This is a genomic window from Terribacillus saccharophilus, assembly GCF_002272075.1.
Taxonomy (GTDB): Bacteria; Bacillota; Bacilli; order Bacillales; family Amphibacillaceae; genus Terribacillus; species Terribacillus saccharophilus_A.
This window is the reverse complement of sequence record NZ_NPBJ01000027.1, coordinates 38,120-62,970: the sequence shown is the minus strand read 5'-3', so window position 1 is coordinate 62,970 and position 24,851 is coordinate 38,120. Positions and strand designations below refer to the sequence as shown.

The 24,851-nt window shown below is 43.5% G+C and carries 27 protein-coding genes, 1 pseudogene and 1 other annotated feature; of the genes and pseudogenes, 10 read left to right on the top strand and 18 right to left on the bottom strand.

All coding sequences use genetic code 11. From position 1 onward, the window contains the following. Positions 1 to 38: 38 nt before the first annotated feature. From CHH48_RS14035 to CHH48_RS14020, 4 genes are all read right to left on the bottom strand, one after another. Positions 39 to 1,454 carry a hypothetical protein gene (locus CHH48_RS14035; RefSeq protein ID WP_095219777.1) on the bottom strand — a complete coding sequence of 472 codons (1,416 nt, stop codon included), beginning with the start codon at positions 1,452 to 1,454 and terminating at the stop codon, positions 39 to 41. A 112-nt stretch (positions 1,455 to 1,566) separates the two neighbouring features. Beyond that, complete coding sequence (locus CHH48_RS14030) at positions 1,567 to 1,962, bottom strand: thiol-disulfide oxidoreductase DCC family protein (RefSeq protein WP_095219776.1); 396 nt, start codon at positions 1,960 to 1,962, stop codon at positions 1,567 to 1,569. A 14-nt stretch (positions 1,963 to 1,976) separates the two neighbouring features. Then, on the bottom strand, positions 1,977 to 2,759 hold the full coding sequence (locus CHH48_RS14025; protein ID WP_176466762.1) for a hypothetical protein: 783 nt from the start codon (positions 2,757 to 2,759) through the stop codon (positions 1,977 to 1,979). A 5-nt stretch (positions 2,760 to 2,764) separates the two neighbouring features. Further along, entirely contained in the window at positions 2,765 to 3,331 is a 567-nt protein-coding gene (locus CHH48_RS14020; RefSeq protein ID WP_095219774.1) for an AAA family ATPase, read from the bottom strand. Between the two features lie 127 nt (positions 3,332 to 3,458). Between CHH48_RS14020 and CHH48_RS14015 the strand changes: the two genes are divergently transcribed. The 3 genes from CHH48_RS14015 to CHH48_RS14005 all read left to right on the top strand — a co-directional run bounded on the left by CHH48_RS14015 (position 3,459) and on the right by CHH48_RS14005 (position 6,020). Continuing rightward, complete coding sequence (locus CHH48_RS14015; RefSeq protein ID WP_176466453.1) at positions 3,459 to 4,040, top strand: TetR/AcrR family transcriptional regulator; 582 nt, start codon at positions 3,459 to 3,461, stop codon at positions 4,038 to 4,040. A gap of 1 nt (position 4,041) precedes the next feature. Next, positions 4,042 to 4,737, top strand: coding sequence for a YqeB family protein (locus tag CHH48_RS14010; protein WP_095219772.1), 696 nt, complete (start codon positions 4,042 to 4,044; stop codon positions 4,735 to 4,737). Between the two features lie 350 nt (positions 4,738 to 5,087). Beyond that, positions 5,088 to 6,020, top strand: a complete 933-nt coding sequence (locus CHH48_RS14005) for an LCP family glycopolymer transferase (RefSeq protein ID WP_095219771.1) — start codon at positions 5,088 to 5,090, stop codon at positions 6,018 to 6,020. A gap of 31 nt (positions 6,021 to 6,051) precedes the next feature. Here the strand turns inward: CHH48_RS14005 and CHH48_RS14000 are convergent, their stop codons facing one another. Continuing rightward, positions 6,052 to 6,702, bottom strand: coding sequence for a YoaK family protein (locus CHH48_RS14000; RefSeq protein ID WP_095219770.1), 651 nt, complete (start codon positions 6,700 to 6,702; stop codon positions 6,052 to 6,054). A 114-nt stretch (positions 6,703 to 6,816) separates the two neighbouring features. Between CHH48_RS14000 and CHH48_RS13995 the strand changes: the two genes are divergently transcribed. Together CHH48_RS13995 and CHH48_RS13990 are read left to right on the top strand one after the other, a co-directional pair. After that, the gene (locus tag CHH48_RS13995) at positions 6,817 to 7,428 is read left to right on the top strand and encodes a DUF1232 domain-containing protein (RefSeq protein WP_095219769.1); all 612 of its coding nucleotides are present in this window, start codon (positions 6,817 to 6,819) and stop codon (positions 7,426 to 7,428) included. 17 nt (positions 7,429 to 7,445) lie between these two features. Beyond that, on the top strand, positions 7,446 to 8,072 hold the full coding sequence (locus tag CHH48_RS13990; protein WP_095219768.1) for a DedA family protein: 627 nt from the start codon (positions 7,446 to 7,448) through the stop codon (positions 8,070 to 8,072). A gap of 119 nt (positions 8,073 to 8,191) precedes the next feature. Here CHH48_RS13990 and CHH48_RS13985 read toward each other — a convergent pair whose 3' ends face one another. Both CHH48_RS13985 and CHH48_RS13980 read right to left on the bottom strand, forming a co-directional pair. Then, positions 8,192 to 9,415, bottom strand: a complete 1,224-nt coding sequence (locus CHH48_RS13985) for an AAA family ATPase (RefSeq protein ID WP_095219906.1) — start codon at positions 9,413 to 9,415, stop codon at positions 8,192 to 8,194. Positions 9,416 to 9,539: 124 nt separating this feature from the next. Then, positions 9,540 to 10,286 (bottom strand): SDR family oxidoreductase, encoded by a 747-nt coding sequence (locus CHH48_RS13980; protein ID WP_095219767.1) that lies wholly within the window; start codon positions 10,284 to 10,286, stop codon positions 9,540 to 9,542. A gap of 82 nt (positions 10,287 to 10,368) precedes the next feature. Between CHH48_RS13980 and CHH48_RS13975 the strand changes: the two genes are divergently transcribed. Beyond that, positions 10,369 to 10,701 (top strand): hypothetical protein, encoded by a 333-nt coding sequence (locus tag CHH48_RS13975; RefSeq protein ID WP_095219766.1) that lies wholly within the window; start codon positions 10,369 to 10,371, stop codon positions 10,699 to 10,701. A gap of 14 nt (positions 10,702 to 10,715) precedes the next feature. Here the strand turns inward: CHH48_RS13975 and CHH48_RS13970 are convergent, their stop codons facing one another. The 3 genes from CHH48_RS13970 to CHH48_RS13960 form a co-directional block, all read right to left on the bottom strand. Continuing rightward, positions 10,716 to 11,297, bottom strand: a complete 582-nt coding sequence (locus CHH48_RS13970) for a YjgB family protein (protein ID WP_095219765.1) — start codon at positions 11,295 to 11,297, stop codon at positions 10,716 to 10,718. 119 nt (positions 11,298 to 11,416) lie between these two features. Next, positions 11,417 to 14,467 carry an isoleucine--tRNA ligase gene (gene ileS, locus CHH48_RS13965; RefSeq protein ID WP_095219764.1) on the bottom strand — a complete coding sequence of 1,017 codons (3,051 nt, stop codon included), beginning with the start codon at positions 14,465 to 14,467 and terminating at the stop codon, positions 11,417 to 11,419. A 375-nt stretch (positions 14,468 to 14,842) separates the two neighbouring features. Continuing rightward, positions 14,843 to 15,811 (bottom strand): iron-hydroxamate ABC transporter substrate-binding protein, encoded by a 969-nt coding sequence (locus tag CHH48_RS13960; RefSeq protein WP_428848889.1) that lies wholly within the window; start codon positions 15,809 to 15,811, stop codon positions 14,843 to 14,845. A 118-nt stretch (positions 15,812 to 15,929) separates the two neighbouring features. On the opposite strand from CHH48_RS13960, the gene CHH48_RS13955 reads away from it, so the two are divergent. Together CHH48_RS13955 and CHH48_RS13950 are read left to right on the top strand one after the other, a co-directional pair. Beyond that, positions 15,930 to 16,931: a FecCD family ABC transporter permease gene (locus CHH48_RS13955; protein ID WP_095219763.1), complete on the top strand. Its 1,002-nt coding sequence runs from the start codon at positions 15,930 to 15,932 to the stop codon at positions 16,929 to 16,931. Next, entirely contained in the window at positions 16,928 to 17,935 is a 1,008-nt protein-coding gene (locus CHH48_RS13950) for a FecCD family ABC transporter permease (protein WP_095219762.1), read from the top strand. The genes CHH48_RS13955 and CHH48_RS13950 overlap by 4 nt, the downstream gene beginning before the upstream one ends. Before the next feature lie 20 nt (positions 17,936 to 17,955). Here CHH48_RS13950 and CHH48_RS13945 read toward each other — a convergent pair. Together CHH48_RS13945 and CHH48_RS13940 are read right to left on the bottom strand one after the other, a co-directional pair. Beyond that, positions 17,956 to 18,175, bottom strand: a pseudogene (locus CHH48_RS13945) (DUF3977 family protein). Further along, entirely contained in the window at positions 18,172 to 18,810 is a 639-nt protein-coding gene (locus CHH48_RS13940) for an HAD family hydrolase (protein WP_342747553.1), read from the bottom strand. Before CHH48_RS13940 ends, CHH48_RS13945 begins: the two are co-directional and overlap by 4 nt. Between CHH48_RS13940 and CHH48_RS19950 the strand changes: the two genes are divergently transcribed. Further along, positions 18,781 to 18,954 carry a hypothetical protein gene (locus CHH48_RS19950; protein WP_342747556.1) on the top strand — a complete coding sequence of 58 codons (174 nt, stop codon included), beginning with the start codon at positions 18,781 to 18,783 and terminating at the stop codon, positions 18,952 to 18,954. The genes CHH48_RS13940 and CHH48_RS19950 overlap by 30 nt on opposite strands. Here CHH48_RS19950 and CHH48_RS13935 read toward each other — a convergent pair. From CHH48_RS13935 to CHH48_RS13925, 3 genes are read right to left on the bottom strand one after another with little or no spacing between them, the layout of a single operon-like run. After that, on the bottom strand, positions 18,945 to 19,460 hold the full coding sequence (locus CHH48_RS13935; protein ID WP_095219761.1) for a GNAT family N-acetyltransferase: 516 nt from the start codon (positions 19,458 to 19,460) through the stop codon (positions 18,945 to 18,947). The genes CHH48_RS19950 and CHH48_RS13935 overlap by 10 nt on opposite strands. Positions 19,461 to 19,493: 33 nt before the next feature. After that, complete coding sequence (locus CHH48_RS13930) at positions 19,494 to 19,949, bottom strand: hypothetical protein (protein WP_095219760.1); 456 nt, start codon at positions 19,947 to 19,949, stop codon at positions 19,494 to 19,496. A gap of 23 nt (positions 19,950 to 19,972) precedes the next feature. Then, on the bottom strand, positions 19,973 to 20,671 hold the full coding sequence (locus tag CHH48_RS13925; RefSeq protein WP_176466452.1) for a nucleotidyltransferase domain-containing protein: 699 nt from the start codon (positions 20,669 to 20,671) through the stop codon (positions 19,973 to 19,975). A gap of 61 nt (positions 20,672 to 20,732) precedes the next feature. Beyond that, positions 20,733 to 20,948: a binding site (T-box leader), on the top strand. 298 nt (positions 20,949 to 21,246) lie between these two features. Between CHH48_RS13925 and thrS the strand changes: the two genes are divergently transcribed. Then, on the top strand, positions 21,247 to 22,440 hold the full coding sequence (thrS, locus tag CHH48_RS13920; protein WP_095219758.1) for a threonine--tRNA ligase: 1,194 nt from the start codon (positions 21,247 to 21,249) through the stop codon (positions 22,438 to 22,440). Between the two features lie 29 nt (positions 22,441 to 22,469). Here thrS and CHH48_RS13915 read toward each other — a convergent pair whose 3' ends face one another. From CHH48_RS13915 to nikC, 3 genes are read right to left on the bottom strand one after another with little or no spacing between them, the layout of a single operon-like run. After that, positions 22,470 to 23,231, bottom strand: coding sequence for an ABC transporter ATP-binding protein (locus tag CHH48_RS13915; protein WP_095219757.1), 762 nt, complete (start codon positions 23,229 to 23,231; stop codon positions 22,470 to 22,472). Then, on the bottom strand, positions 23,228 to 24,016 hold the full coding sequence (locus CHH48_RS13910; RefSeq protein ID WP_095219756.1) for an ABC transporter ATP-binding protein: 789 nt from the start codon (positions 24,014 to 24,016) through the stop codon (positions 23,228 to 23,230). The genes CHH48_RS13915 and CHH48_RS13910 overlap by 4 nt, the downstream gene beginning before the upstream one ends. Then, positions 24,013 to 24,846, bottom strand: coding sequence for a nickel transporter permease (nikC, locus tag CHH48_RS13905; protein ID WP_371809546.1), 834 nt, complete (start codon positions 24,844 to 24,846; stop codon positions 24,013 to 24,015). Before nikC ends, CHH48_RS13910 begins: the two co-directional genes overlap by 4 nt. Positions 24,847 to 24,851: the final 5 nt, after the last annotated feature.

Here is a 24,851-nt window from a genome sequence, read left to right as displayed (position 1 = left end):
TACGAAAAAACCTGCATGCTTAGCATGCAGGTTTTTTCTCAGTCTATTACTGCTTGAGCAGTCGTACCTTCTTTTAGGGTGAAATCCTTACTCGAGACATCCATGTAATGCACTTCTATAAAAGCAGAATCCTCTTCTTGTCCGGTCGCTTCTTGATATTCAGTAAAATCGTTATATTCTTGCTGTTTCCAAATCCAGCTGTTTTCCCGGCTCTCTTCTTTATCGTAAACATTTCTTGTCATAGTATTGCTGCTGTTTGATTTGAAATAATTAGATATGAAAAGTCCTGTTTTGCTGGAAGTAAACACATTATGTGATATATCATTGCCGCTAATATCATGCTGCAGAAGCAGTTGACCGCCATCAAGATCTTTTGTGTCATTTCGGAAGAGCACGTTATAAGTGATAGACGAATTTTTAGTGCCGCCTCGCTCCTCGTCGTAACCGCCGATTGAAATGCCTGTATAGTTGTTCTCATATACGTTGTTTTCAGTGATTTCGATGTTGTCTGCGTACTGTCCTTTGTGCTCAGACGTTGCTTCAATACCTAAGTCATTCCGAAAAACTGTATTCGCTTTGATTTTGATATCTTTTGCACCATCAACATAGATGCCGCCTGCAGAATAATCTTCTCCATATGCTGGATTACCAAAAGAAGAGTTATCATGTACTACATTGCCTTGTACTGTTCCGTTCCGTACATAATCTGCATCAGGGTCTTCCGATGTGCCCTCATAACCAATAAGATCGATTCCAATATTGTTATTATGACGAACAGTATTGCCCGTTACAGCAAATCCATCAATATTACCGTTCAGCACTACCGCTTCACTAAGACCAAGCGTCAATTCTTCTACAATATTATCCATAACTCGGATCTGTTCCATCTTGCCGGTTCCATATACCGCAACGCCATGAGCATTACCTTCATCTGAGTTGTTTCCTATATGGTGGATATGATTTTGAATGATATTAATATTAGAGCTGTTGCCCGTTATGAAAATACCCATCACAGCGAAGTCTGGAGAATCTGCATTCAAATCCTGCATGGTTAGTCCTTGAATTGTTATGTATTGCTTACTGTCTACATTTACAAGTGCTGTATCTTCTTCCATTACCTTGTCTTTGCCGCTGATAACCACTTTTTCATCTTTCAAATTACGAATGATCACTGGTGCCTCTTTCGCTCCGCTATGAGCTACTTCAAATCCATCCGTATAAGTACCACCACGAATATAAACGGTCGTACCAGCGGTGGCCTGATCCACTGCTGCTTGTATCGTACGAAGAGGTTTTTCTTTCGTTCCTTCATTCTCATCATCCCCATCAGTGGCGACAAATAGCTGTTTTGGAGCGGTTACTGCTTCCACTTCCTTCTTGTTGTTCGACGCAATCGAATAGATACCCGCGCCAATCAAGCACAGTACGATTGCGGCCAGGATCGTTATTCTCATCAGCTGACTCTTTTCTATGCAATATTTGCCGTTCTTGGCTACTGCTAGTATGATACCGTTCCTCAGACAATTTGTATAGGAGCTCTGCTGAATCTTCATAAAATCTTTATTCTCACAAAAATCGCTCTTTTAAATCGGGTGATGGCAGCATGCATTGATCTTGTCTGCCGAACCAACGATAACGATTTTTAGCTACATACCGGTAAAGCCCATCCCGAAGCGGCCTAGGTATGATCAGCGCAGCTGCAGCCAATTTCCAGGGACCGTTCAGATGACGTGAAATGCGCAAAATCGCACTGGATTGCATGTACACTTTTCCATTTTCCACAAGTATGATGCTGTCTACGTGACCCGGTATTTGCTTAGCCTCTTTCAACTGTCCGCCAAAGTCACTTTGGAGGGAAGCGAATTTGAAATAAGCAGCCTTGTCATGTTTGATGATGAATTGGACACTGTTATTACATAAATTACATACACCATCAAAAAGAATGATTGCTTTGTTGTCCATCCTATCCCTCCTCTTTATTCCGTCACTCTATTATGAAGCGTCATTTGATCTTCCTTCGTAAGATAGGTTGTCTTATAGACTTCCTGCCGGTCCAAATTTTCTTCCATCAATGTCACATAATACGTTTCCTTTTCCCCCGGAACGTTTTCAATAATCGTTTCTCTTGCAAAATGCTCACCGAATAGCTCCCAATGCTCAACTTTTCCCGTTTCTGCAGGGAAACCGCCGTTTTCTCCCTGGCCATGCTGCTGTGTAACAAATTCTACTGCTTCTTTGCGCGAATAACCCGGCTCATCGTATGCCGCCTCGTCAACCGATGGCGGAACCGACTGTACCTGACCAATAATGTAAACTGCCAGATACGCCAGGAAAGGTATATACAGCACCAGCCAGCCGATACGCCCTTTTCTAGTCATATACCCGAGACCCAGTTCTAGGAGAGCGAACAGTATAGCCAATAATGCACCCAAACCAGCAGTAAACAAAAAAGCCGCCGTACTTTGCGAAGAAAGACTCAGGACCGCAAAAGGCAGCCCGCCTAAACCATGCAGCGCGATATACAGTCCTGTCCTTTCCGTTTCAACAAGCTGTACTTTTCGGCTAATCAGCCAGGAAATAAGGATGCCATATATAAAAATGAAGGGACTCATATATAGTGCGAAGACAAACGAACCAGACATCCATATATTACCCAGTTGATTTGCAGTTCCAATGCCGAAGAAGTCACTGAAATAAAAGCCCATGCATAAAGAAAACATACTAACGAGCAAAAAACCCGCACCAAATTTATGTTTCATGCTCATTACTTTTCCTCTAAACCAAAATACTCAACAATCCGCCCTGCTGTCTCAGAGGCTAAGAGGTCATCAGTTTGGATCCGCAAATAATTTGTTTCTTTGATTTCTCCCTCCCTCGATTGAAGGCGGCTAGTTTCCATCGTCCGGAGCAGATCTGCTTCCGAAAAAGCAATATTTCGTTTTGTCGCTTTATTTTCCAAACGGTTTTCGGTGACATTACGTTTTAATCTGGTATCAACACCAGCTTGCAGCTCGACGAAATAGACTGGTATATGCTGCTTTTTAAATATGGAACGCATTCTTTCAACCGTTTCCCAATCCTCGTGACTGGAAAAATCCCATACAAATGTGAAAATGAAACCCGGAAGATTTGTTTTAGCTACTGACTGGAATATTTCTTCCCTAAAAAGAGTGGATAGACGCCACATTTCCTCACTAAAGCCAAAGAAAGGCACTAATAAATCAATTGTCATATGATTGTGCAGCAATCGGTAACCCAGTTGCTTTTCTAGCTCTTGTCCGACTGTCATTTTCCCGACAGCCTGTGGTCCGAATAATAAGATGACTTTCATGTAACCACCCCTTTTTCCTCATTGTAGCAAACCATTTGGAATTATTGTAAATTATTGTTATAAACTTGAAATTTTACCGACCGGTAAGTAAAATACAGTGTATAAACATACTTATAAGGATGAGACCGTGGCAAAAGGAGATACGTATAAGCATATAATCGATTCAGCATTAGCACTTGTAGCAGAATTTGGGCTGGAGAAGGCCAGCTTATCAATGATAGCTAACAAAGCTGGTATATCAAAACCAGCGATCTATTATTATTTTTCTTCTAAGGAAGCACTACTCGATCATTTATTTAATCTGCTTTTCGATGACTATCAATTTGATCACTATTTCCCTTTAGAAACGTACACAAAGGATAATTTCTCCTCCCTGCTTACAGACAATGGACTGCATTTACTGCAGGAGTACGATGAAAATCCTGAGCTTTTGAAAATAATTAACCATTTTATTGTGTATGCCGGACAGAAACAGGCCTATGATGAAAAGCTCAAACATACACTGACAGAATTTCTCGACGGCTTTAGAAGACTGCTGATTCACGGCCAGAAGCTTGGTGTAATAAAAGAAGGAGAAGACTTAACTGCTAAATCTCAATTACTCGGATTGGTTCTAGACAACATTAGCAGCTATCTTTTAATGGGTATTAAAGTGGAAAGTACTGCCGTTTGGACCCAAGCTGTTTCTTATGTGATGGGAGATGACTGATATGAGGAATATTGAATTCGGGCTGACGAGAAATGAAAAATACGCTGTACACTTAGTACCACCCATTCTTGGAGCAGTTGCTGGCTGGTATTTACCTGTTTTAGCCAGATCGATTCTGAAGCTTCCATGGCTTCCTTATCAAGGAGTCATTGAAAAAATAGCTTCTTATTCAGGAATGACGGCATCTGTCATCCTTTGCATTGTAGGCATTGTTGCTGGAATAGCTCTTTCCCAGTTCATTTTCTATGAAACACTGAGAGTCTTTATTAACGATGATTCCGTGACTGTTAAGATACGAGATACAAAAGACAATTTCCGCAAAGAAGATCTTCAATCCATCTATATGGACGGGAAATCACTTGTATTTGTAGGGCAACAAGAGAATGAGATGTTCAATGAGAAATATGAGGGAAACAAAAAGAAAATCGCAAAGATATTTCTCTCATTAGGATATCCATGGTTCGACTCAGACCCATACCAAGCCGCTTACCGCCGCTGGTATGAAAATGACCACCAAATACCAGCAGCTGTGCATGCCTTATTACGAGCAAGAAAAGGTTGTTTGGAAAATGGCCAGGAAACGATGGCTAGACAGTTACGATTGGATCTAGCAGCAATAGGTGTTGCAGTGAAAGATCGCAAAGATAAACAATATGTCCGTCTTGACCATTCAACGATTGACCAAAAATTAAATTAACAAAAAAAAGAGCTGCAAGGGAAACCTTACAGCTCTTCTTACTATAAGAGTTGAAATAGCTGAAATAATTTATGAGCAGCATCAAGTAGTTGGTTGCAAGCTGTAGGGATGACAGTGAAGAGTGCGAGCAGAAGAGCCAGATTATCTTTTGGCTGTTTGGGATTGGTTGGGCATTCCTTCATGGCAGACATTCCTCCCTTCCATACTCATCGGGCAGGTCTGTTGCTGGGAAGTAAATGGAGCCATTAGTACGATAAAATTAGTATCCCTCTAACAGTTTCTTTTATACACGTTGTTGACAAATCGTCAACAACAGCGTACCTTGGAATGGTATGGGGGGTAGTACGAAAATGGAAAGACAACGTAAAACAAAACGTAAGCGCAAGCGACGAATAGGGAGGTATATCATACTTATCCTTCTTGTCCTCGTAATTGGAGTTGGTTCCTTCCTCCTTCTTACCGCAAGGGATGTAAAACAGACAGTTGACGGTATTCAGAAGAAAACGACTGCGATTGATGAAGGTGTGACATCTAAGAAAATCAAGAACAAAGAGAGAATTAATGTTCTTTTGCTTGGTATTGATGAAAGGGAATTTGATTCTGGGCGTTCAGATGCTTTGTTGCTTATGTCATTGGATCCAGCCACTGAATCTATGGAATTGGTAAGTATTCCACGGGATACTCGAACGGAAATTATTGGACACAATACAGTTGATAAAATCAATCATGCCTATGCTTTTGGTGGTGTTGACATGTCCTTGGAAACAGTAGAGAATCTGCTGGATGTTGATATCGATTATTTTGTAGAGATTAATATGCAAGGTCTAGCTGATCTTGTGGATGCTGTAGGCGGTGTGACAGTAGAAAACGACCTAGACTGGTATGATGAAGGCTTTTACAAAAAAGACTATCATTATAAAAAAGGGCAAATCAATTTGGATGGCCAGCAAGCTTTGGGCTATGCAAGAATGCGTCACTTAGACCCTGACGGGGATTTTGGAAGGAACGCCAGACAGCGTCAAGTAATTGAAGCCGTACTCAATAAAGGTGCCAATATCAAATCTGTCGGCAAAATTGATGACTTACTGGATGTATTGGGCAAAAACGTGCAGACAAATATCAACCTTGCTTCCATGCGTCATCTGCTAACAGATTACCGTAATGTTCGTAATTCTGTTCAAGAGCATGAAATGAGAGGCGAAGGCACTAAAATCAATGGAATTTATTACTTGATAGTGCCAGAGGATGAGATAACTGCTATACATGATATTATAAGCAAATAAAGAAGAAGATCCGTCTGGATCTTCTTCTTTATTACTCAATAGTTTTTTTCCTTTGAAGCAGGAGTACTAATGCTAGCAACGCCACACCTATCCAAATAGTATGCAGTCCGATGAGTCTTTCACTTAAACTACCTGCAGCTGCACCTAATAGGTACAAAAGAATAGCACCACCTCTAAGGTATGTATCAAGCGATAGCTTTTGAGCATTCTTTTGCATCGCCCCCATAAGCCCTTCTACGAAAGCTGCAAGTGTACTCGTTAGTACTGTTGAGGAAAGACCAGCAATCTTGAGATTCCTTCCTGCTATAGTTTGCATTCCCATAGCTGTACTTAGTATTAGGAGGATAATTGATGATACTGTGCCATTGACCGGCATGAGCAGAATCACTACCGCAGAAAGTAAGATTAAAATAAATTCCCAAGTTAAAATACTTCTTGATTTACCGCTCTTCCTTTGTATAAATACAGTAGAAACGATCCCAATGATGAAACCCACTAATGCTAATGCAGCATTACTCAAAACAACCTGCCTTGCATCCCCGATATCAATACCTAGCAACACAATGTTTCCTGTCATGTTTGCAGTAAAAACATGCGATAATCCAATATAACCTAATACATCAATCACTCCAGATATAGCACATAAGAGCAAAATGGCAATGTGGTCACGCTTTATTTGCATTTTTTCTTTCCTTCTTTCCTTCTTCCTTATTCCTTTCTACCGTATCTATTGACAAATTGTCAACATCCTTGTACGGTTAGAAAATGAAATCTTAAAAGAGGAGATGTCTGCATTATGGACATTAACAAAGATAATTCCAATATAGAGAATCTTCTACGTTCCTTAATCAAGGAAAAAAATCTATCCATCCGAGAAGTGAGCAGACGCACTGCAATTGATACTGCTATCATATCCAAGATACTGAATGGTAAACGCAAAGTGACCGTTAACCACCTTAAGAAGTTCAGTGAAGTTCTGGATGTTTCACACGAGGAATTGATGCGTGCGGCCGGTTTTCTGGACCAAACCGAAACCTTACAAACAGAACATCATTTGGAAGCTCTTTGCAAACAGGCCGACCCTTCCTTCACAACAGAAAGAATGTTAAATCAACTGGCTGCATATGAGGAGATTTCACTTACTGATGGCGGGAAACAAATAATTGAAAAAGAATTCAATGACAAAATTTCATCTGTTGGAAGTGCGGGAAAACTAGTAAATGATCTAAAGCACATGTTTTATAAATTTCAATCCGGTATCGGAACAAAACGAGAATTAATACTTTTTGGTGCAGCTTTACTTTATTTTATCAATCCTATAGATGTGCTGCCTGATTATATATTTCCATTCGGCTATCTAGATGATACGTTGGTTGTCCATACCGCAATGATGAATAGTAGTAAATAGCAAAAGGAGATACTTACGTGGAATCGTGGATGAATGAATTAATGGCTGCCTATGGTTATCCTGCTATTGCCCTCTTGATGATGGTAGAGATTGTAATTCCTCCGCTGCCTTCGGAAGTCACTCTGTTGTTCGGAGGCTTTCTTGCAGCTACTACTAGCTTACATCCAATCTTTGTAATACTGGCAGCTACATTAGGCGCGATGGTTGGCACTTCGATTTTGTACTGGATTGGAACATTGTTTGATATAGACAAGCTTTCGAATTGGATAGAAAAGCGACGCAAATGGCTGCGCCTCAATCCAGCTCATCTGCATAAAGCTGTAGCATGGTTCGAGAAGTATGATATGTGGGCTGTATTCCTCTGTCGTTTCATTCCCCTCGTAAGGAGCTTGATCTCTATTCCTGCTGGTATGGCCAAGATGCATTTTGGAATATTCCTTTTCTTCTCTGCTATAGGAACTTTGATCTGGAATTCGATAGTCGTTATGTTAGGGGTATGGGTCGGGGCTTCATGGACTAGGGTGGAAGCATATCTCGATTACTATAAGTATGGCATGTTAGCATTAATCATTGCTGCTGCCGGCGGGATTGTCATCTGGAAATTAGGCAAAAAAAGAAAAAAAGAACTTGAAGGGCTGAAGTGACAACAGCATATTTCAATTAAAGCCATTAACCGGAGATGCATCTCCGGTTAAATACAACTTCTTGATGATATTTTCGGACTCTTTTATTATTCTTCACATAGATGGTGTCTCTCAGATTTTCAACGGAATCCTAATTCATCCTGCTGTTCTTCCCACCATTTTCCGGACTTGCTTTTCTTAAATTCCCGCTTCATATTCTTAATGATGTCTTTAGCGGAAACCTCATCACCTTGATGTTTGGCTGCTGCCAGAAAAACAAAGAGCTCTTTGAGCTGAGCAAACGAGAAACCTTCTGTCTTAACCACCACTTTGTCCACTTCTTCTTGGTCCAGTAGATTCAGGAAACCAACTTTCTCTACGTACTGGCTGCGCAAGGATGCATCTGGCAAAGTAATTTCGTAGCCTCGATCGAATCGTCCTGCGCGGTTAATCAAACCGGGGTCAATTTCCTCTGGATAGTTGGTTGTACCAATTAAGAAAATACCTTCCTTAGACGTCGCCCCATCCAATGTATTCAAGAAGTAGGAACGCACTTCATCGGGCATAGAGTCAATATCTTCGATAACCAGAACCATTGGTGCCAGTCGTGTAGCTGAACTGAATACTTCTTCTATTGATTCACTGGATGTATGTTCAGTAATCTGCCAGTAAGCGACTGGTGCCGCAACTGTATTGGCGATTGATTTCACAAGTGTTGTTTTTCCGTTTCCAGGCGGTCCATACAAAAGAATTCCACGGCGATACGGAATATCATAGGTTGTGAAGAAGGATCGATCTTCCGTAAAGAATTGATCCAGCATGCCATAAATCTCTTTTTTTACAGATTCACTCAGCACGACATCTTCGCGTGTCACTGTATTCGTTACTTGCTGCTGTTCCTGTGATACACCCTCGCCATTATCCTTAAAGACAAGAACTTCATCTCTGCTTTTCTTCCAGACTCTATCCCGAAGTGTTTGCAGGAAGGAGGTGATATTCTCTTTCCCTGTTGCCAGCACACATTGCAAATACACGATGCTCGCATCACTGAAATACGGGATTCTCGCAAAAGCTACACCAGCATCAGGATAGGCATACAACTGGTTATTCAATGCACGGTATACCTTGTAAACTGGTACTTGTGCTTCTTCATCATATTCAAATGTATAGCTCTCCAGCCGCTCAAAAAGCTGCGCAACATGCTCAATTTCCGGATTTTCTTTTCGGATATCTTCTTCTACGATTGTCCATAATTCAAAATGAATATCGTCTGTATTATACACAGCGTAAAATTCACCGTACTTTTCTTGGAGTTCCTCTTGCATGCTTTTCATCAATCCCGCAAATGCAGGATACCCAGGCATCTCTTTTCCTGTTTCCTTTACAGTTTCTTCATATAAATAGCGCAATTAGTGTCCCCCTCCTACTTACATCCCCTTCATCTTAACTGAAAGCAGGAACCATTAATAGATTTATTTTCCATAAATGTCATCTGCGGAGGAAACCCCCTTCTGAATGAAGCTCCTGCCCTGTCACCCAATAGCCATCTTCTCCGACTAGGAAGCTGATGAGTCTCGCAGCATCATCCGGCTCCCCGATTCTTCCCATTGGAAATTGTGGAAGCAGGTGATGTCTTATATCGTCTGTCATCCATGTACTGTCTGTCGGCCCTGGATTGACTGCATTCACATTGATTCCAAACTGCGCCAAGTCAGCCGCAAGTGACTGGGTGAATGCGGTAATGGCACCTTTTGTAGCGATGTATGCCAGTTCGTCAGGCATAGGACCTTGGCTCTGACCAGAAGTGAGGTTTACGATACTTCCTTTGTCAGCTGGCCGATGCTCTTTGAAGAGTTTTGCGAATCCCGAACAAAGCAAAAAGACACTTCTCATATTCACAGCATAATGACGATCCAACTGGATCACATCAAGCTCCTCATAGGTACCATTCTCGGAAAAGGCAGCACAATTGACCAGTATAGCCGGAACTCCGAACTGCTTTTGTACTTTATGCAGAATAGCTTCGGCTGCCTCCGGTTGCTCAAGATCTGCTTCCAGTCCTTTGCACCTAACTCCCATTTCACTTATTTCATTCGTTAACTGATTGGGCCATGTCTCACCTGCGCGCCAATATGTAAAAAAGATATCCATCCCTTGTTCTGCTAATCGGCGGCATACTGCTGTACCAATGGAGCGAGGATACGAAACACCTGTGATTATTGCTATTTTAGCCATTCAGGAAACCTCCTATTTTTAACCATATCCAAACATCATTCGTGTACACTTAAAGGAAATCCTGTAAGAAAGGGGCTTTCTATTGAAAAAGCATCTATTGTTTACAATTGGCAGCTTTATACTGACAATCCCGATTTACAGCTGGCTTCTTTATAAAGCTACTTCCGAATCTGCATTCACTCAAAGTGATATGTGGACATCTATCATTGTTCCTCTTTATGTAATCGGCTGGACAAGCAGCAGAGAAAAAGGTTTTTCTGCATACGACCTCTTTCTGCTGACGGCAGCAATTTGTACTGCACTGGACATCTACTTGCACGCACAACCTAGTATATTTCTCCTCATTACAACTCTGATTGGAACGCTCATACTGCCCCTGCAGTATATAATTCGGGCAGCAAAAAAGCAGGAGTGATCCTCCTGCTTCGCCTAATTAATTGGTACAAGATTTACATGATCGACTTGAAGTGTTTCATCATTCACGATGAATTCCAGTTCAAAATCGCCGGTTTCATATAGATATTTATGCTGGTTTGTCTGCGAGATTGAAGTAATGGCATCTGCCTTGCCAAGCTGCTCCTCCAATACAGCAGGTGTGATGCTGTCTAGATTCGTCTGGCGCTCAACATTGGTTCCCAAATAGCGAATTTCCTTCAATGTGCCATCTTGACTGTATGCGAAGCTGAATCCTGGATTTCCCATCTCTGCATGATACGTATCAAAACTATCGGATAGGAAAGGTTCCCCAAGTCTATCCACAATATCTGTTCGCGTCGTTTCACCTATAGTGAAATTGCCGGCCGCTCCGATGGAAGATCCTTCAGAAGCCTGCGTATAGATAGTCTGGAGTGTTTCAAGAGCTGCTTCATTCGTTTCGGAAGAATGGACCGCTTCCCTAGTTTCGGCGTCAACAGATACCGCACCCGGAATCATGAAGCTTCCAGCCCCTAGAACAGCTCCTGCGCAAACGACACTTAGCGCTGCCTTGCGTGCTGGATTCCTTCTTGCCATAAAGCATACCTCCTTTTGGTATAGTTATGTTTACCGCGATAGAGGTTTTATCAAACATACAGGAAGTACACATCATTTGTTTCGACATTTACGGTTCCATCGTCCAGCAAGCACAGTACTTATTCGACCCCAAGCTGCAAATGCTCTCCTTCTACTTCGACACCCTTTGCCTTCTCATACTGTTTATAAAGCACTTCCTGTAAAACGAGATTATGATGAAGCATATCCGTATATTTTTGCAGCACATCTATTACTGTAGGGCTGGCATCGATATATAGATTCACGCGCTTTTCAACAGGCAGATCAAGCTCTTTCCGGTACGTCTGCACTTCACGGATTACTTCACGAACAAATCCTTCTTCCTTCAGTTCCGTTGTAAGCTTCGTATCCAAAAGGACAGACAGTCCATTTCCTTCCGATAGCAGCAGCTGGTTGGAAGGCACTTTTTCTATGATGACCTCTGCTTTTGTCAGCTCTAAATTAGATATAGCTATCTTGCCTTTTTCTAACAACTCTTTTATCTGCACCTGTTCAATCTGAGCTAATGCCTGTTTTGCTTCTCCAACACGCTTGCCGAGTCTTGGTCCGGCAGCTGCAAAATCCAGTTTCGCAGAGTAGGTGAACAAGTCATCGTTATTTTCTAATTTTATTTCTTTTACATTCGTCTCTTCTTTTATCGTTGCAACATAGCCTGCCAATCGTTCAGCAACACAATTTTCGCCTAACACATACACTGCTGCGAGGGGCTGCTTTGTCTTGATTCCGGCTGTATTTCTGGCTGCACGGGTCAGTTCAACAACTTGAAGGACTGTTGTCATATCTTCCTCCAGCTGGGTATTGATTAACTCGTCGCAAGGCTTTGGATAATTTGTTAAATGGACACTGTTACCAGTTAACTGCAGATGGATGTCTTCCGCGATGTATGGTGTAAATGGTGCCAGCAGCTGTGCCGTTTTCTTCAGTACTTCATACAGCGTACTGAATGCTGCACGTTTGTCCTCGGTCATACCACTGCTCCAGAACCGCTGACGTGATCTTCTTACATACCAATTGCTCAATTCATCTAAGAACGTGCCCAATTCTCTTGCAGCATTTGTGATATCATACTGCTCCAAATAATCGTTTACTTGCTTGGTAACACTGTGCAAGCGGGATAGGATCCATTCATCCAGTGTCGAACGCACTCCGCCATTGTCCTTCTCTCCATCAAATTGATCGATTTGCTGATAGAGCTGATAGAAGGAAAAGACGTTAGACAATGTGTCAATCATCTTCGATTTTGCTTGTGCAACTGTTCGTTCCGAGAAACGCTTATTGTTCCAAGGCGCGCTATCGGAAAGGAGCGCCCACCGTAATGCGTCTGCTCCGTACGTTTCCATGAGCTCAGTCGGATTCAGCGCGTTACCTTTGCTTTTTGACATCTTCTGTCCGTTTTCATCAAGGATGTGCCCTAGTGACAGGACACGTTTATAAGGTGCCTTCCCAGTTACCAAAGTAGATACAGCAAGGAGACTGTAGAACCATCCTCTTGTCTGATCGACTCCCTCGATGACAACATCAGCTGGGTACTGGCTTTCAAACAACTTTTTGTCACCAAAAGGATAATGATATTGTGCAAATGGCATCGAGCCGCTGTCAAACCATACATCAATCACTTCGCTCGTCCGCTGCATCGTATCTCCACACTCACAACGCAGCTGGATCTGATCTACATATGGCTTATGCAGTTCCACATCTTCCGGTACAGAACCAATCGCTTCCTGCCTTAATTCCGCGATGGATCCGGGCGCTTTTTCTTTGCCGCATTTACAGGTCCATACATTTAAAGGCGTACCCCAGTACCGATTTCTGCCGATATTCCAATCGACCATATTGTCGAGGAATTTACCGAACCGCCCTTCCTGCATATGACCTGGATGCCACTCGACCTGCCGGTTATTCTCCTGCATTTTTTCCTTCACATCAGTCATGCGGATGAACCAGCCTTCCATTGCGTAATACAGAAGCGGAGAGTCGCAGCGCCAGCAATGCGGGTAGCTATGGGTGTATTTCTCTTTATGGAATAACCTGTTCTTCTCTGCAAGCAGCTTGATGATATCCACATCACAATCCTTTACGAAACGGCCAGCGAGCGGTGTGATTTCTTCTATATATCTCCCTTTCTCATCCACAATGTGGACAAAATCAAGATCATTATCCTGAACGACGCGATAGTCATCTTCCCCATATGCCGGAGCGATGTGCACAAGACCCGTTCCACTTTGATCTGTAACGAAATCTGCTAACACTACTTGGTGCCCTTTGTCTATTTGGACGTAAGAGAAAGGCGCTTCATAACGGACACCCGCTAAGTCCTTTCCTTTGCGGGATTCTACAACTTGAAAATCTTCTTTGAATAATTTCTTTGCCAATCCCTCTGCAACGATATATTTCTCATTTTCCTGCTGGACTGTCACATAGTTAAGATCCGGATGGACCGCGATTGCGACATTCGCAGGTAGTGTCCAAGGTGTAGTTGTCCAGCCCAGCAAGTATTCGTCAGTCGTACCTTCCACTAGAAACTTAGCTGTAGCAGATAAATCTGATACATCTTTATAGCCTTGGGCTACCTCATGTGAGCTCAAGGATGTTTCACAATGTGGACAATATGGGACGACTCGATGCCCCTTATACAACAAACCTTCCCCATGGATGTGCGACAAGATATGCCATACAGATTCGATATAGCTGTTATCCAGCGTAATGTACGGATCCTCCATATCGACCCAGTAGCCGAGAGCTTCCGTAAACTGCTTCCACTCCCGCTCATACGTGAATACACTTTCTTTACACTTTTCAATAAAACGCTCTACCCCGTACGTTTCGATTTGCTCTTTACCACTTATCTTCAGCTGTTTCTCGACTTCCAGCTCAACTGGCAGACCATGCGTATCCCATCCTGCCTTACGTTTGACCTGATAACCGTCCATCGTTTTGTAGCGAGCGATAAAGTCCTTGATCGTTCTTCCTAATGCATGACCTGCATGTGGCATTCCATTTGCTGTTGGCGGTCCTTCATAAAATACGTATGGCTTCTTTCCTTCCCTGTTTCGAACAGATGTATGAAAAGTGTCGTTCTCCTGCCAATACTCTCTTATTTTCTGCTCTTTTAAAGCTGCTTTATTCTGCATCTATTTCACTCTCCTCCAGATAAAATAAAAATCCCGACACTGCATACACAGCGCCGGGATCTACCGAAAATTCCAAAATAAAAAAACCATAAGTAGGGCTTTTAGTCGGAAACACTACGTACTATCATACGCGTCCCTTGTATCGGTGGAAAACCGTCAAAGCCTACATGTCGGCTTTGCTTCTCGGAGAGGATTTTCATCATGATCTTATCATCGACTTGCACCAACCGTCGACTCTCTAAAGATAAGCTGTCTTGACTACTTGTTCTCGTCAGCGAATTACTTATGTTTTTTACAAGATTACAGCTACTTCTAGTATATGTCAAATTCAAAAAACTTCTCCCCCATTTTCACAGGGAAGAAGTCTATTCTTACTTACTTCACTAAGCTTTCAACTGCATCGTCCACGATTTGCTCGTTCGCAATCGGGCCAGTGTACAGCCAGCTTGTGTCTTTATCGTATTTATACACATTGCCATCTTTGATAGCTGGTACATTTGCAAGCAATGGATCATCAAGGATTTCAGATCCATCACCTTCATCACTATTAATTAAGAAGAGGTGGTCGACATCCATTTCAGCCAATTGCTCTAGGGAAACTGGATTCCAGTTTGCTGTTGCGCTTTCGGAAATTTCTTTGACGCCTTCAGGAACTGTAATGCCTAGGTCGCCATATAGTACCGCACCGCTGGATAGGTTTTCACTAACGATGTAAAGCTGTCCGCCAACAAGCCAGATAGCTGCAGCTGATTCATCGCCAATTGCACCTTGGATCTGTTCTTTTGCATCTGTAGCTTTTGCATCATACTCATCCAGAACTTTTTGTGCTTCATCTTCTTTACCGAAGATCTCACCCATTGTCTGAAGTTCTTTGCGCCAGTCGCCATTTTCTTCCGTTCCCATTACATAAGTAGGAGCGATCTTATTGTACTGCTCATATTTATCGCCTTCTACCATGGATGCAGAATCCATGATGATCAAGTCTGGTTTAACACTAGCTACTGCCTCGAAAGGAAGTGTGGAATCAATCGTTTGTACATCTTTCAAGCTGTCCTGCAAGTACCCTTGCGGAGAGCCGTTATTTACAGACCATTGTGCTACTGGTGTAATATCAAGCGCTACAAGGTTGTCCTCCAAATAGGAAGCTAGTACATTTTTAGGATTTGCAGGAACTTCAACTTCATGACCCATTGCATCTGTCACTGTACGAGTTTCGTTACTCTCCTGGTCAGAAGAGTTACTTTCGGCATTATCACTTGAATCGTTATTGCCGCAACCTGTTATAATGAATACAACACTGGCGAAGACTGCCAGAAGTAAAAACATACTCTTTCTTTTGAACAAGGGATTCACCTCTTGGTTTATGTTATAATCTCATATTAGATGATAACAATTCTCATTATCAATTACAAGCGTCATTTCATTCTTTTGGCATAGATAGAGCTTAGAAAGCGGGATAACGATGCAAGCACGCAGACTAGTTGGCACAATCATACTTATCGCAGGTATCGCCCTGCTGATTTTTTCGATAGGATTATCCATTGCATTCGGTGTAGCGGATATTTCACTTAATACTGTCTGGAATAGTATTTTCCATTACGATGCTACAAATACATCACATCAGATCATTCACCGGCTTCGCATGCCTCGTACTGTAGCAGCAGTTCTGATTGGCGCAATGCTTGCAGCATCCGGATCGATCATGCAAGGGATGACTCGTAACCCGCTTGCTTCTCCGCAAATCATGGGAGTAACTTCAGGTGCAACGTTCATGATTGCGATTGCACTCGTCTTCCTGCCTGGCATTTCCAATGTGAATCTGCTCCTATTCTCATTTATTGGTGCAGGACTTGGTCTTGGACTTGTTTTCGGGATCGGTCTTTTGGCCAAAACCGGATTAACACCCGTGAAGCTGGCATTGGCAGGGACTGCTGTCACTGCATTGCTTGGATCCTTTTCCAACGCAATGGCAATTCATTTTGATGTTGCTCGGGATTTGAGCTTCTGGTATGCAGGCGGTGTTGCGAATGTGCAATGGGATACGGTGAAACTGTTATTTCCTGCTGCTGCAATCGGTTTGGTACTGGCACTGTTCATCAGCGGATCAGTTACGACACTTAGTCTGGGAGAAGATGTAGCGACAGGACTTGGTTTGAAGACTGGCCTGGTGAAAGCAGCAGGAGTGCTTGTTGTGCTGATTTTAACAGGAGCTGCCGTTTCAGTAGGCGGTACAATCGGATTTGTCGGATTGGTTATTCCGCATATCACCCGGTTCCTCGTCGGACCAGATTATCGCTGGATTATTCCATGTTCAGCTGTATTGGGCGGTATCCTGCTGAACTTTGCAGATATTGCGTCCCGGATGATCAATCCACCCTTTGAAACACCTGTTGGCGCCCTCACTGCTTTGATCGGCGTACCATTCTTTATTTATCTAGCTCGGCGGGAGGGTAAGAACATATGATACACTCCGCGAAAAAAACGAGTCTGGTAGCGATCGGAATACTTGCTGCTATTCTCATTGTATTTTTCATCAGCTTGAATACAGGGACAATCCCCATCGGACCGGCCGATGTTGTAAGAACTTTGCTTGGTACGGGGGATGGCTCATTTGACGTGATCTTATTCGATTTCCGTCTGCCGCGTATGGTCATTGCACTATTGATAGGCATCGGAATGGGTATTGCAGGAGCAATTCTGCAAGGTGTAACACAAAATGGGCTGGCTGACCCAGGTATATTAGGAATTAATGCAGGTGCAGGTTTTGCTGTCGTCCTTTATATTTTCTTCCTGCAGGACAAACTAGCCGGCACAGGCAGCCTGCAAGTATTCATTATGCCACTATTCGCATTCGCTGGGGCGTTCCTGGCAGCAAGCCTTATCTATGCACTGGCATGGAAGAAGGGCGTCACTCCAGTCCGGCTTATCCTTGTCGGTATTGGTGTTAACGCAGCTTTCGGCGGCCTGATTATCGTCTTCCAGCTTATGATGGAACCGAAGGATTTCACGCAGGCGACTATCTGGCTGAACGGCAGCATCTGGCAAACGAGCTGGAATTATGTCTTGGCACTCTTGCCTTGGATTATACTGCTCGTCCCATATGCAATTTATAAAGCAAAAGCATTAAACGTTTTAACACTAGGCGACCAAATCGCTGTAGGTGTTGGAGCTCCGGTGCAAAGAGAACGGACAATTCTGCTGCTACTTGCAGTTGCACTGGCCGGAGCCTGCGTAGCCGCTGGGGGAGCAATTACGTTCCTCGGACTTGTCGCACCCCACTTAGCCCGCCGTATCGTCGGTCCGAATCACAAGCATCTGCTTCCGATTTGTGCACTTATCGGAGCGCTCATCATGCTCGTAGCCGACACCTTATCACGGACGATCCTGGCCCCATCGGAGATTCCGATTGGATTGGTTGTCTCTGCAATTGGCGCACCTTACTTTATTTATTTGTTGATTAAAGAATGAACCCTCGCATTAGCGAGGGTTCATTTACTTACTATACCAATTATGAATTTGAAGGCTTTTCGGGCTTTTCTTTGTTTCTTCCATCCTTTGTATCTAAGATGAATGCAGATCGATTTATCCAAATATGGAAATAAAATGAGTGGAAATCTATCCCCTTCTTTTCATACTCAGTTCTATCTTCATTTTCACATTCTGTCCGTATCAGCCAGCAATTTCCCAATCAATCTCTATGTATTTCACGCAAGCTCCATAATCGTTCTTTCATCAGTTAATTCCTTCAAGCAATCCACGATGGTCTGTTCGCAAATTTCATCCAAAGGAACAGCTCTATCTGCATATCGGGCTAATTCTTCATGCTCGCCAATCATCACCGCATACTTGGCATGACGGAACATCTCAATATCATTCGAATCATTGCCAAAAGCGATATACTCGTTTTCCTTAATTCCAAATTCTTGTATTGCACTCCATTTGTCGATACCTGGTGGGCTGATGTCAACAATATCCTCACCATGATGACGGTGGACTCGAAGACCTAGCTTTTCTGCCTCTGCAGCCATTTTCTCCTGATCAGCAGAGCTAAGGATAAGTATTTTCACTACATGCTCCAGATCCATCAACGGCACTTCTTCAGCCAGACTATTTGGATCCAGATTGGACTTTATCGGGTGCTCAGGATCTCCTGTATAAGCATAGTTCCATTCTCCGTCTATTAAGTACGTGGCTTTATATGTGTCGATAAGTTTCTCCATGGCAGCTAATTGAACAAATGAAAATGCTCGAGAGAAAATCACCTTTCCGTTACTGGAGATTAGGGAACCATTGCCTCCTATCAGAGTGGTTGAATGAAAGTGCTCATCGATAACAGGCAGCAAATCTCGAATTGGTCGGGCCGAAGCGAAAATTACTTGATGACCATTCAGCTCCAGCTCTTACAAGGTGTCTATAATATTCTTTGTAACAGGTCTACCTTTGAAGCAGATCGTACCATCCAAATCGAAGATAAAATTCATTTGTAATCCTCCAAAATCAAAGCCATATGTATCTCTGCTATATATGTATCTCCTAGTTTCAATGCATGCTCCTCGACTCCAAACTGCTTGAACCCCGCCTGCTCATACACGTGTTTCGCTAATGGGTTCGTTGCTGCTACAACTAGGTTTATTTTCTCGATTCCTGCTCGGTCGCGGGCTGCCTCAATCATGTTTGTGATAAGCATTTTTCCGTAGCCTTTCCCTCTTGTTTTCGGTGCTAAATAAACTGCCACCAGTTCAGCACGATGCCGCAATTTGGCAGGTGTTTCGTATCTTAGTGTTGCATTTCCGGCAAGCTTACCGTCCACAAATATCCCATAGGTTTCCGCATCCGGACTCTCCAAATTATCTCTCACCCGCCCGATTGGATCTTCCTGTTTTACCGCATCCTCATAAGATGTGCCGAATGCATCTGGATGATCTTGCAATGCTTGTAATCTTAGTTCCCAATATACTTCTGCATCTGCGGCAGTCAATTTTCTTATATTCATAGACTTTATCCTCCTATACTTGTAACTTTCACCCTACTTTGCTCTTACCAGAAAAGCATAGCTGACATCTCCTTGCTCCCATTGTCCGGATACACGGTAGATATAGTTATCTTTGGTCTCGGGAAGTTCCATCTGCAGGTTATTTATCTGTTGTTTCTCCCATCTTCCTCCTATACTCTTTCCTTCAACTTCAATAGCATATGGAGGATTGTCAAATACCAACTCGACATTCCCTCCTGATACAGCGCTTACCCCTTGTCTTTCCTCTAGATCTTCTGCAGGGTCGGTAGCATCTACGCAAACTGCTTTGCCTCGTTCATTCCAGCAGTAACCGCCTTGATTGGCAGTGATTATTTCTTCACCAGCTTGCACTTGCAAAACAGGCGGTGTGGATTCGGATGAACTTACATCCCATTGAAAAGCGAAGAATAGTAAACAACCTAATAGCAGCAAACAGCTAACAACTGCAATGGCCTTTCTCAGGTTCATAGTTAAATCCCCTTTATTTTCATTTAACCCACATAATATCCTTCGAAAAAACGACCGCCGAACAACTCCAGGCACTTATCTGCCAGGTGAACAATGGCTTGCTTATCATGCCGCCGGTAAAAAGCGGCTAAACTTTGTTCAAACTGACTGGCGAGTTCCGGATCCAAGTCATGAAGCTCCCGGAACATCCATTTCCCCGCGCCAATCCAGTGTTTCTTTGTGCGAAGCATAAAGACAGCCAGGTCATGCACGATGCTGTTGGCTAGAAAATAAGCTTCCCCACCATCTTCTTTGTCGAGAAAATCATCGATCAAGTTGGTAATCATATATCGATGATGATCGATTATTTGCTCGCTCCAAGGCAAAGGTCCTTCAGCTAGAATTCGATTTGCTTCTGCTTGCATCTTATGAACAGCAGTAGATTCCTTCAAGATGATCGCTTCGCTCGCCATCCTTGGTAATGATGGAATTCCACGCATAGCATCACTGCTGAAGAAATCCAAATAGGCATCACCTGTGTATACAAACATCTCTATCGGCCAGCCATCAACGTATACCGATTTTCTATATGCACGGTTTTCTCCCTCATATAGAATAATGATATCCAAATCGGATGTAGCTGTAGCCTCCCCTCTGGCGCAGCTACCTGCAAGCACAGCGCCATCACAGTCAGGATGGGCAGTTTTAATAAATCTTTTTGCTGCTTCAATCGGCTTCTGCATAAAATCCCTCATTTCCATTTGACGGCTATATCCAGTATCTGTATAATGAGCATACAACAAAACAGAAGCGTTGATAAGGACAAGATGCACGCGTCTCTATCTTTCAGAGAGTGAAGGAATTGCTGGGACCTTCGCAGATAAGCACATGCATTACCACCTTGGAGCTATTACGGGGAAACACAAGTATCCGTAATCGGGAAGACCGTTATCGTATTTTGGAGCGTCAGCTTTATGCTGACGAAATTAGGGTGGAACCACGACCGCAATCGTCCCTTCAGGGGGATGAGTGCGGTCTTTTTGTTTACAATTTTATATCTTAAAAGCGATGCGAAGGACATGATTCATATCAACCTTTTCCTCACAGAAAGCAGGGTCACCGGCTGAGAGCCCTGCAGGAGAACGATTTGGATTACCACCTTCAAGCTATGGCGGGGAACTAGCAGTATCCGCTATCGGGAAATCCGTTATCACGAATGAAGCGCCAGTATTGGCGGAATTTTGGGTGGAACCACGACCACAATCGTCCCTATCACGGGAGGATTGTGGTCTTTTTTATATTCAAAGGAGGAATTATCATGAACAAACAAGCAGAAGCAGAAAAACGAAACCATCGCAAACTCGGACAGCAACTCGAGCTTTTTCTAAGCATGGAGGAAGCTCCAGGCATGCCTTTCTTCCTGCCAAAGGGAATGGTATTGCGTAATAAATTGGAGGAGCTGTGGAAGGAAAAACATGCACAGGCTGGATATGATGAAATCAAGACTCCAATCATGATGAAGCAGCAGCTCTGGGAACAGTCAGGCCACTGGGATCACTATCACGAAAATATGTATTTCTCAGAAGTGGATGACCAGCGCTATGCCATCAAACCCATGAGCTGTCCTGGTGCCGTACTCATTTACAATAGCAAGCTCCGCAGTTACCGCGATCTTCCATTGCGTTATGCGGAATTAGGACTGGTGCACCGGCATGAACTGTCAGGTTCTCTGAACGGATTACTGCGCGTCCGGTCATTTACACAAGACGATGCGCATTTATTCGTACGCGAAGATCAGATCGAGCAAGAGGTCGAAAAAGTACTCCAGCTGATAGATGATTTTTACAGCCTGTTCGGCTTTACTTATGAGGTAGAACTATCCACTCGTCCAGAAGACTTCATGGGTTCACCTGCTGTTTGGGATAAAGCGGAAGCAGCCTTGGAGAATGTCCTTAAACGACAGGGAATTGCATATAAAGTCAACGCTGGCGATGGCGCATTTTACGGGCCCAAAATTGACTTCCACATTCTAGACAGCCTCGGACGCAGCTGGCAATGCGGAACTGTTCAGTTAGATTTCCAGATGCCTGAAAAATTCAACTGCAGCTATATCGATCAGGAGAACAGCCGCAGACAGCCAATCATGATTCACCGGGCTATCTATGGTTCAATTGAGCGCTTCATGGCCATTCTTATCGAGCATTATGCTGGGGATTTCCCATTCTGGCTTGCACCTGTCCAGGCAAGTATCCTTCCAATCAGCGATGCACACGCAGAGTATGCACATTCTGTTTGTGAAGAACTAAGGAAGGCGGGTTACCGCGTATCGGTCGACGATCGTTCGGAGAAAATCGGTCTGAAAATCCGGGAGGGTTCACAGCAGAAAATCCCTTATCTGCTTATTGTCGGAGACAGCGAAATGCAAAACAAGACAGTTGCTGTCCGAAAACGCCCAGAAGGGAATATCGGGGAGATGTCTGTAGGAGATCTAATTAAACAGTTTGAGGGTTAAGAAAAAGCGGGTGCTCCATGAGCATCCGCTTAAAATATACCGATCAATTCTTTTGTATACTCATGCCGGCGACTATTATAAATATCTTCTTTCTGGAACATATCTAGCAGCTCGCCATCTTTCATGACTGCAATGCGCTGACATAGCTGATAGACAGCTGCCAAATCATGCGAAATGAATAGATATGACATACCTAGTGATTTTTGCAAGGTAGCTAAAAGCTCGAGAATAGCTCCCTGAGAAAGCACATCCAGACTTGCTGTTGGTTCATCCAGAACGATGAGTTTGGGTTCGATGCTGATGGCACGCGCAATCGTTACACGCTGTTTTTGTCCGCCACTCAGTTCATGCGGATAACGATCACCCAGTTCTTTTGGCAGTTCCACTATTTCGAGCAGCTGCTCGACAAATGCTTGCTTAGAAGTGAAATGAAAGTGCTCTAACTGAAGCTCATTCTGGAATTGCAAGTATGGATCCAGAAGTGAGTCTTTAATCTTCAACTTCGGATTTAAAGAAGCGGTTGGATTTTGGAAGACTGTCTGCACGTTGCGGCGATAGTCTCGAAGATCTTTCCGGTTAGCATTTGCAAGAGGTTTCTCATTAAATGTAATGGACCCTCCATCAACTCTCTCCACACCCAACAGACAGCGAGCAAGTGTACTTTTACCGCATCCGCTTTCTCCTACCAAACCTAAGCTTTCACCTTCTTCAATAGAAAGAGACACATCATTGACTGCCAGCTTGTCAGGATTATAGCTTTTTTTTAGATGATTGATCTCGATCACGGTCATGACTTGCTTACCTCCCTTACACGCATAGGAAGTGTTGGGGCAGCTTGTATCAGCTGCTTCGTATATGCATGCTCTGGCTGATGGACCAGCTTTTGTTTTGTTCCTGTTTCAATGACCTTACCGTCTTTCATGACAGCGATCTTATCCGCATAACGAACAACATGACGCCAATCATGTGTAATGAAAAGAATTGCACAACCTGTCTTTTGCTGCAGCTCCTGCAGCAAGGAAAGAATCCTATGCGCAGATACACTATCAAGTGCAGTCGTTGCTTCATCTGCAATCAGAATATCAGGTTCTAAGAGCAGCGCAAGCGCTATAGACGCACGCTGCAGCTGACCACCGCTCAGCTGGAATGGATATCTCTTAACAAAGCTATCGTCCAGGCCAACCGATTCCAGCGCCTCTATTATCATGCTGTTACGTTTTTGCTTTTCTTTCACTCCATGCGTTTGCAAATACTCATCCATATGCTGCTGGATTGTTAAAAATGGCGTGAAAGAGCCGTGATAGTCTTGGAATATATAACTGATCGCCTTTCCTCGCAACTCGTTCATTTCTGTTTTTGGGCGCACTAGTATATTGGCGCCTTGGTAGTTTACACTGCCAGAGGCGCTTAAATTAGGTCCGAGCAGCTGACCAATCGCTTGTGACAGCATCGTTTTCCCGCTTCCGCTTTGACCTACGAGGGCAAACCATTCTCCTTTGTCGATTGTAAGGCTGACTTTATCGACAATCGTTTTCTCTCCATGTGATACGGTTAGATCTTTAATCGAAAGGATCATGGTTGCACCTCCTTCTTTACATCAAATTTATCTCGTAAATAGTCGCCGAGAACATTTGCTACTAACACTACTGCAACGATTGCTAATCCAGGATACACCATCATTTCTGGGTTTCCTTGGAAATATGGTCTGGATTCATTCAGCATGGCACCCCACTCTGGCGTTGGCGGCTGTGCACCAAGGCCAATATAGGAAAGCGAGGAAATGAGCAAGATGATCTTACCAAAATCCAGACTGGCCAAAACGAGCACGTTTCCGATAATATGCGGCAGCAGATGCTTACGCATAATTGTAAATGTGGAAAGGCCATTAATTCTGGCAATCGTGATATAGTCTTTTTGCACCTCTGTCAGTACGGTACTGCGCACCATTCTGGCGTAGTTAACCCATTTCACGAGAACGATAGCAAACAGCAGATTACCAATACCAGGTCCCAGCAGACCACTCAGGACAATAGCAATTACGGTATCCGGGAAAGCTAGGAAGCCATCTGCAATACGCATGAATACCCGATCAAGCCAGCCCCCTCTTAACCCAGCAAGCAGACCGAACGGAACACCGATGATAACTGCTGCTGCCAAAGCAATCATACTGTAGCCGACAGTCAGACGGAAGCCGAGTAGAAGCCGCGTCAGTACATCCCGACCTAAATGATCTGTCCCCATCGGATGCTCCCACGACGGAGATGCCAGACGGTTCCCTACATCCGTCATCGTTGCATCGTGCTTCAAGTAAAGAAACGTATATGCCACTAATGCTAGCAATACAAGCAGAAGCCCACTGATCAGCCAGATCTTAGTCTTCTTTATTTTTTTCTGAGAAAGAGCCATAACAC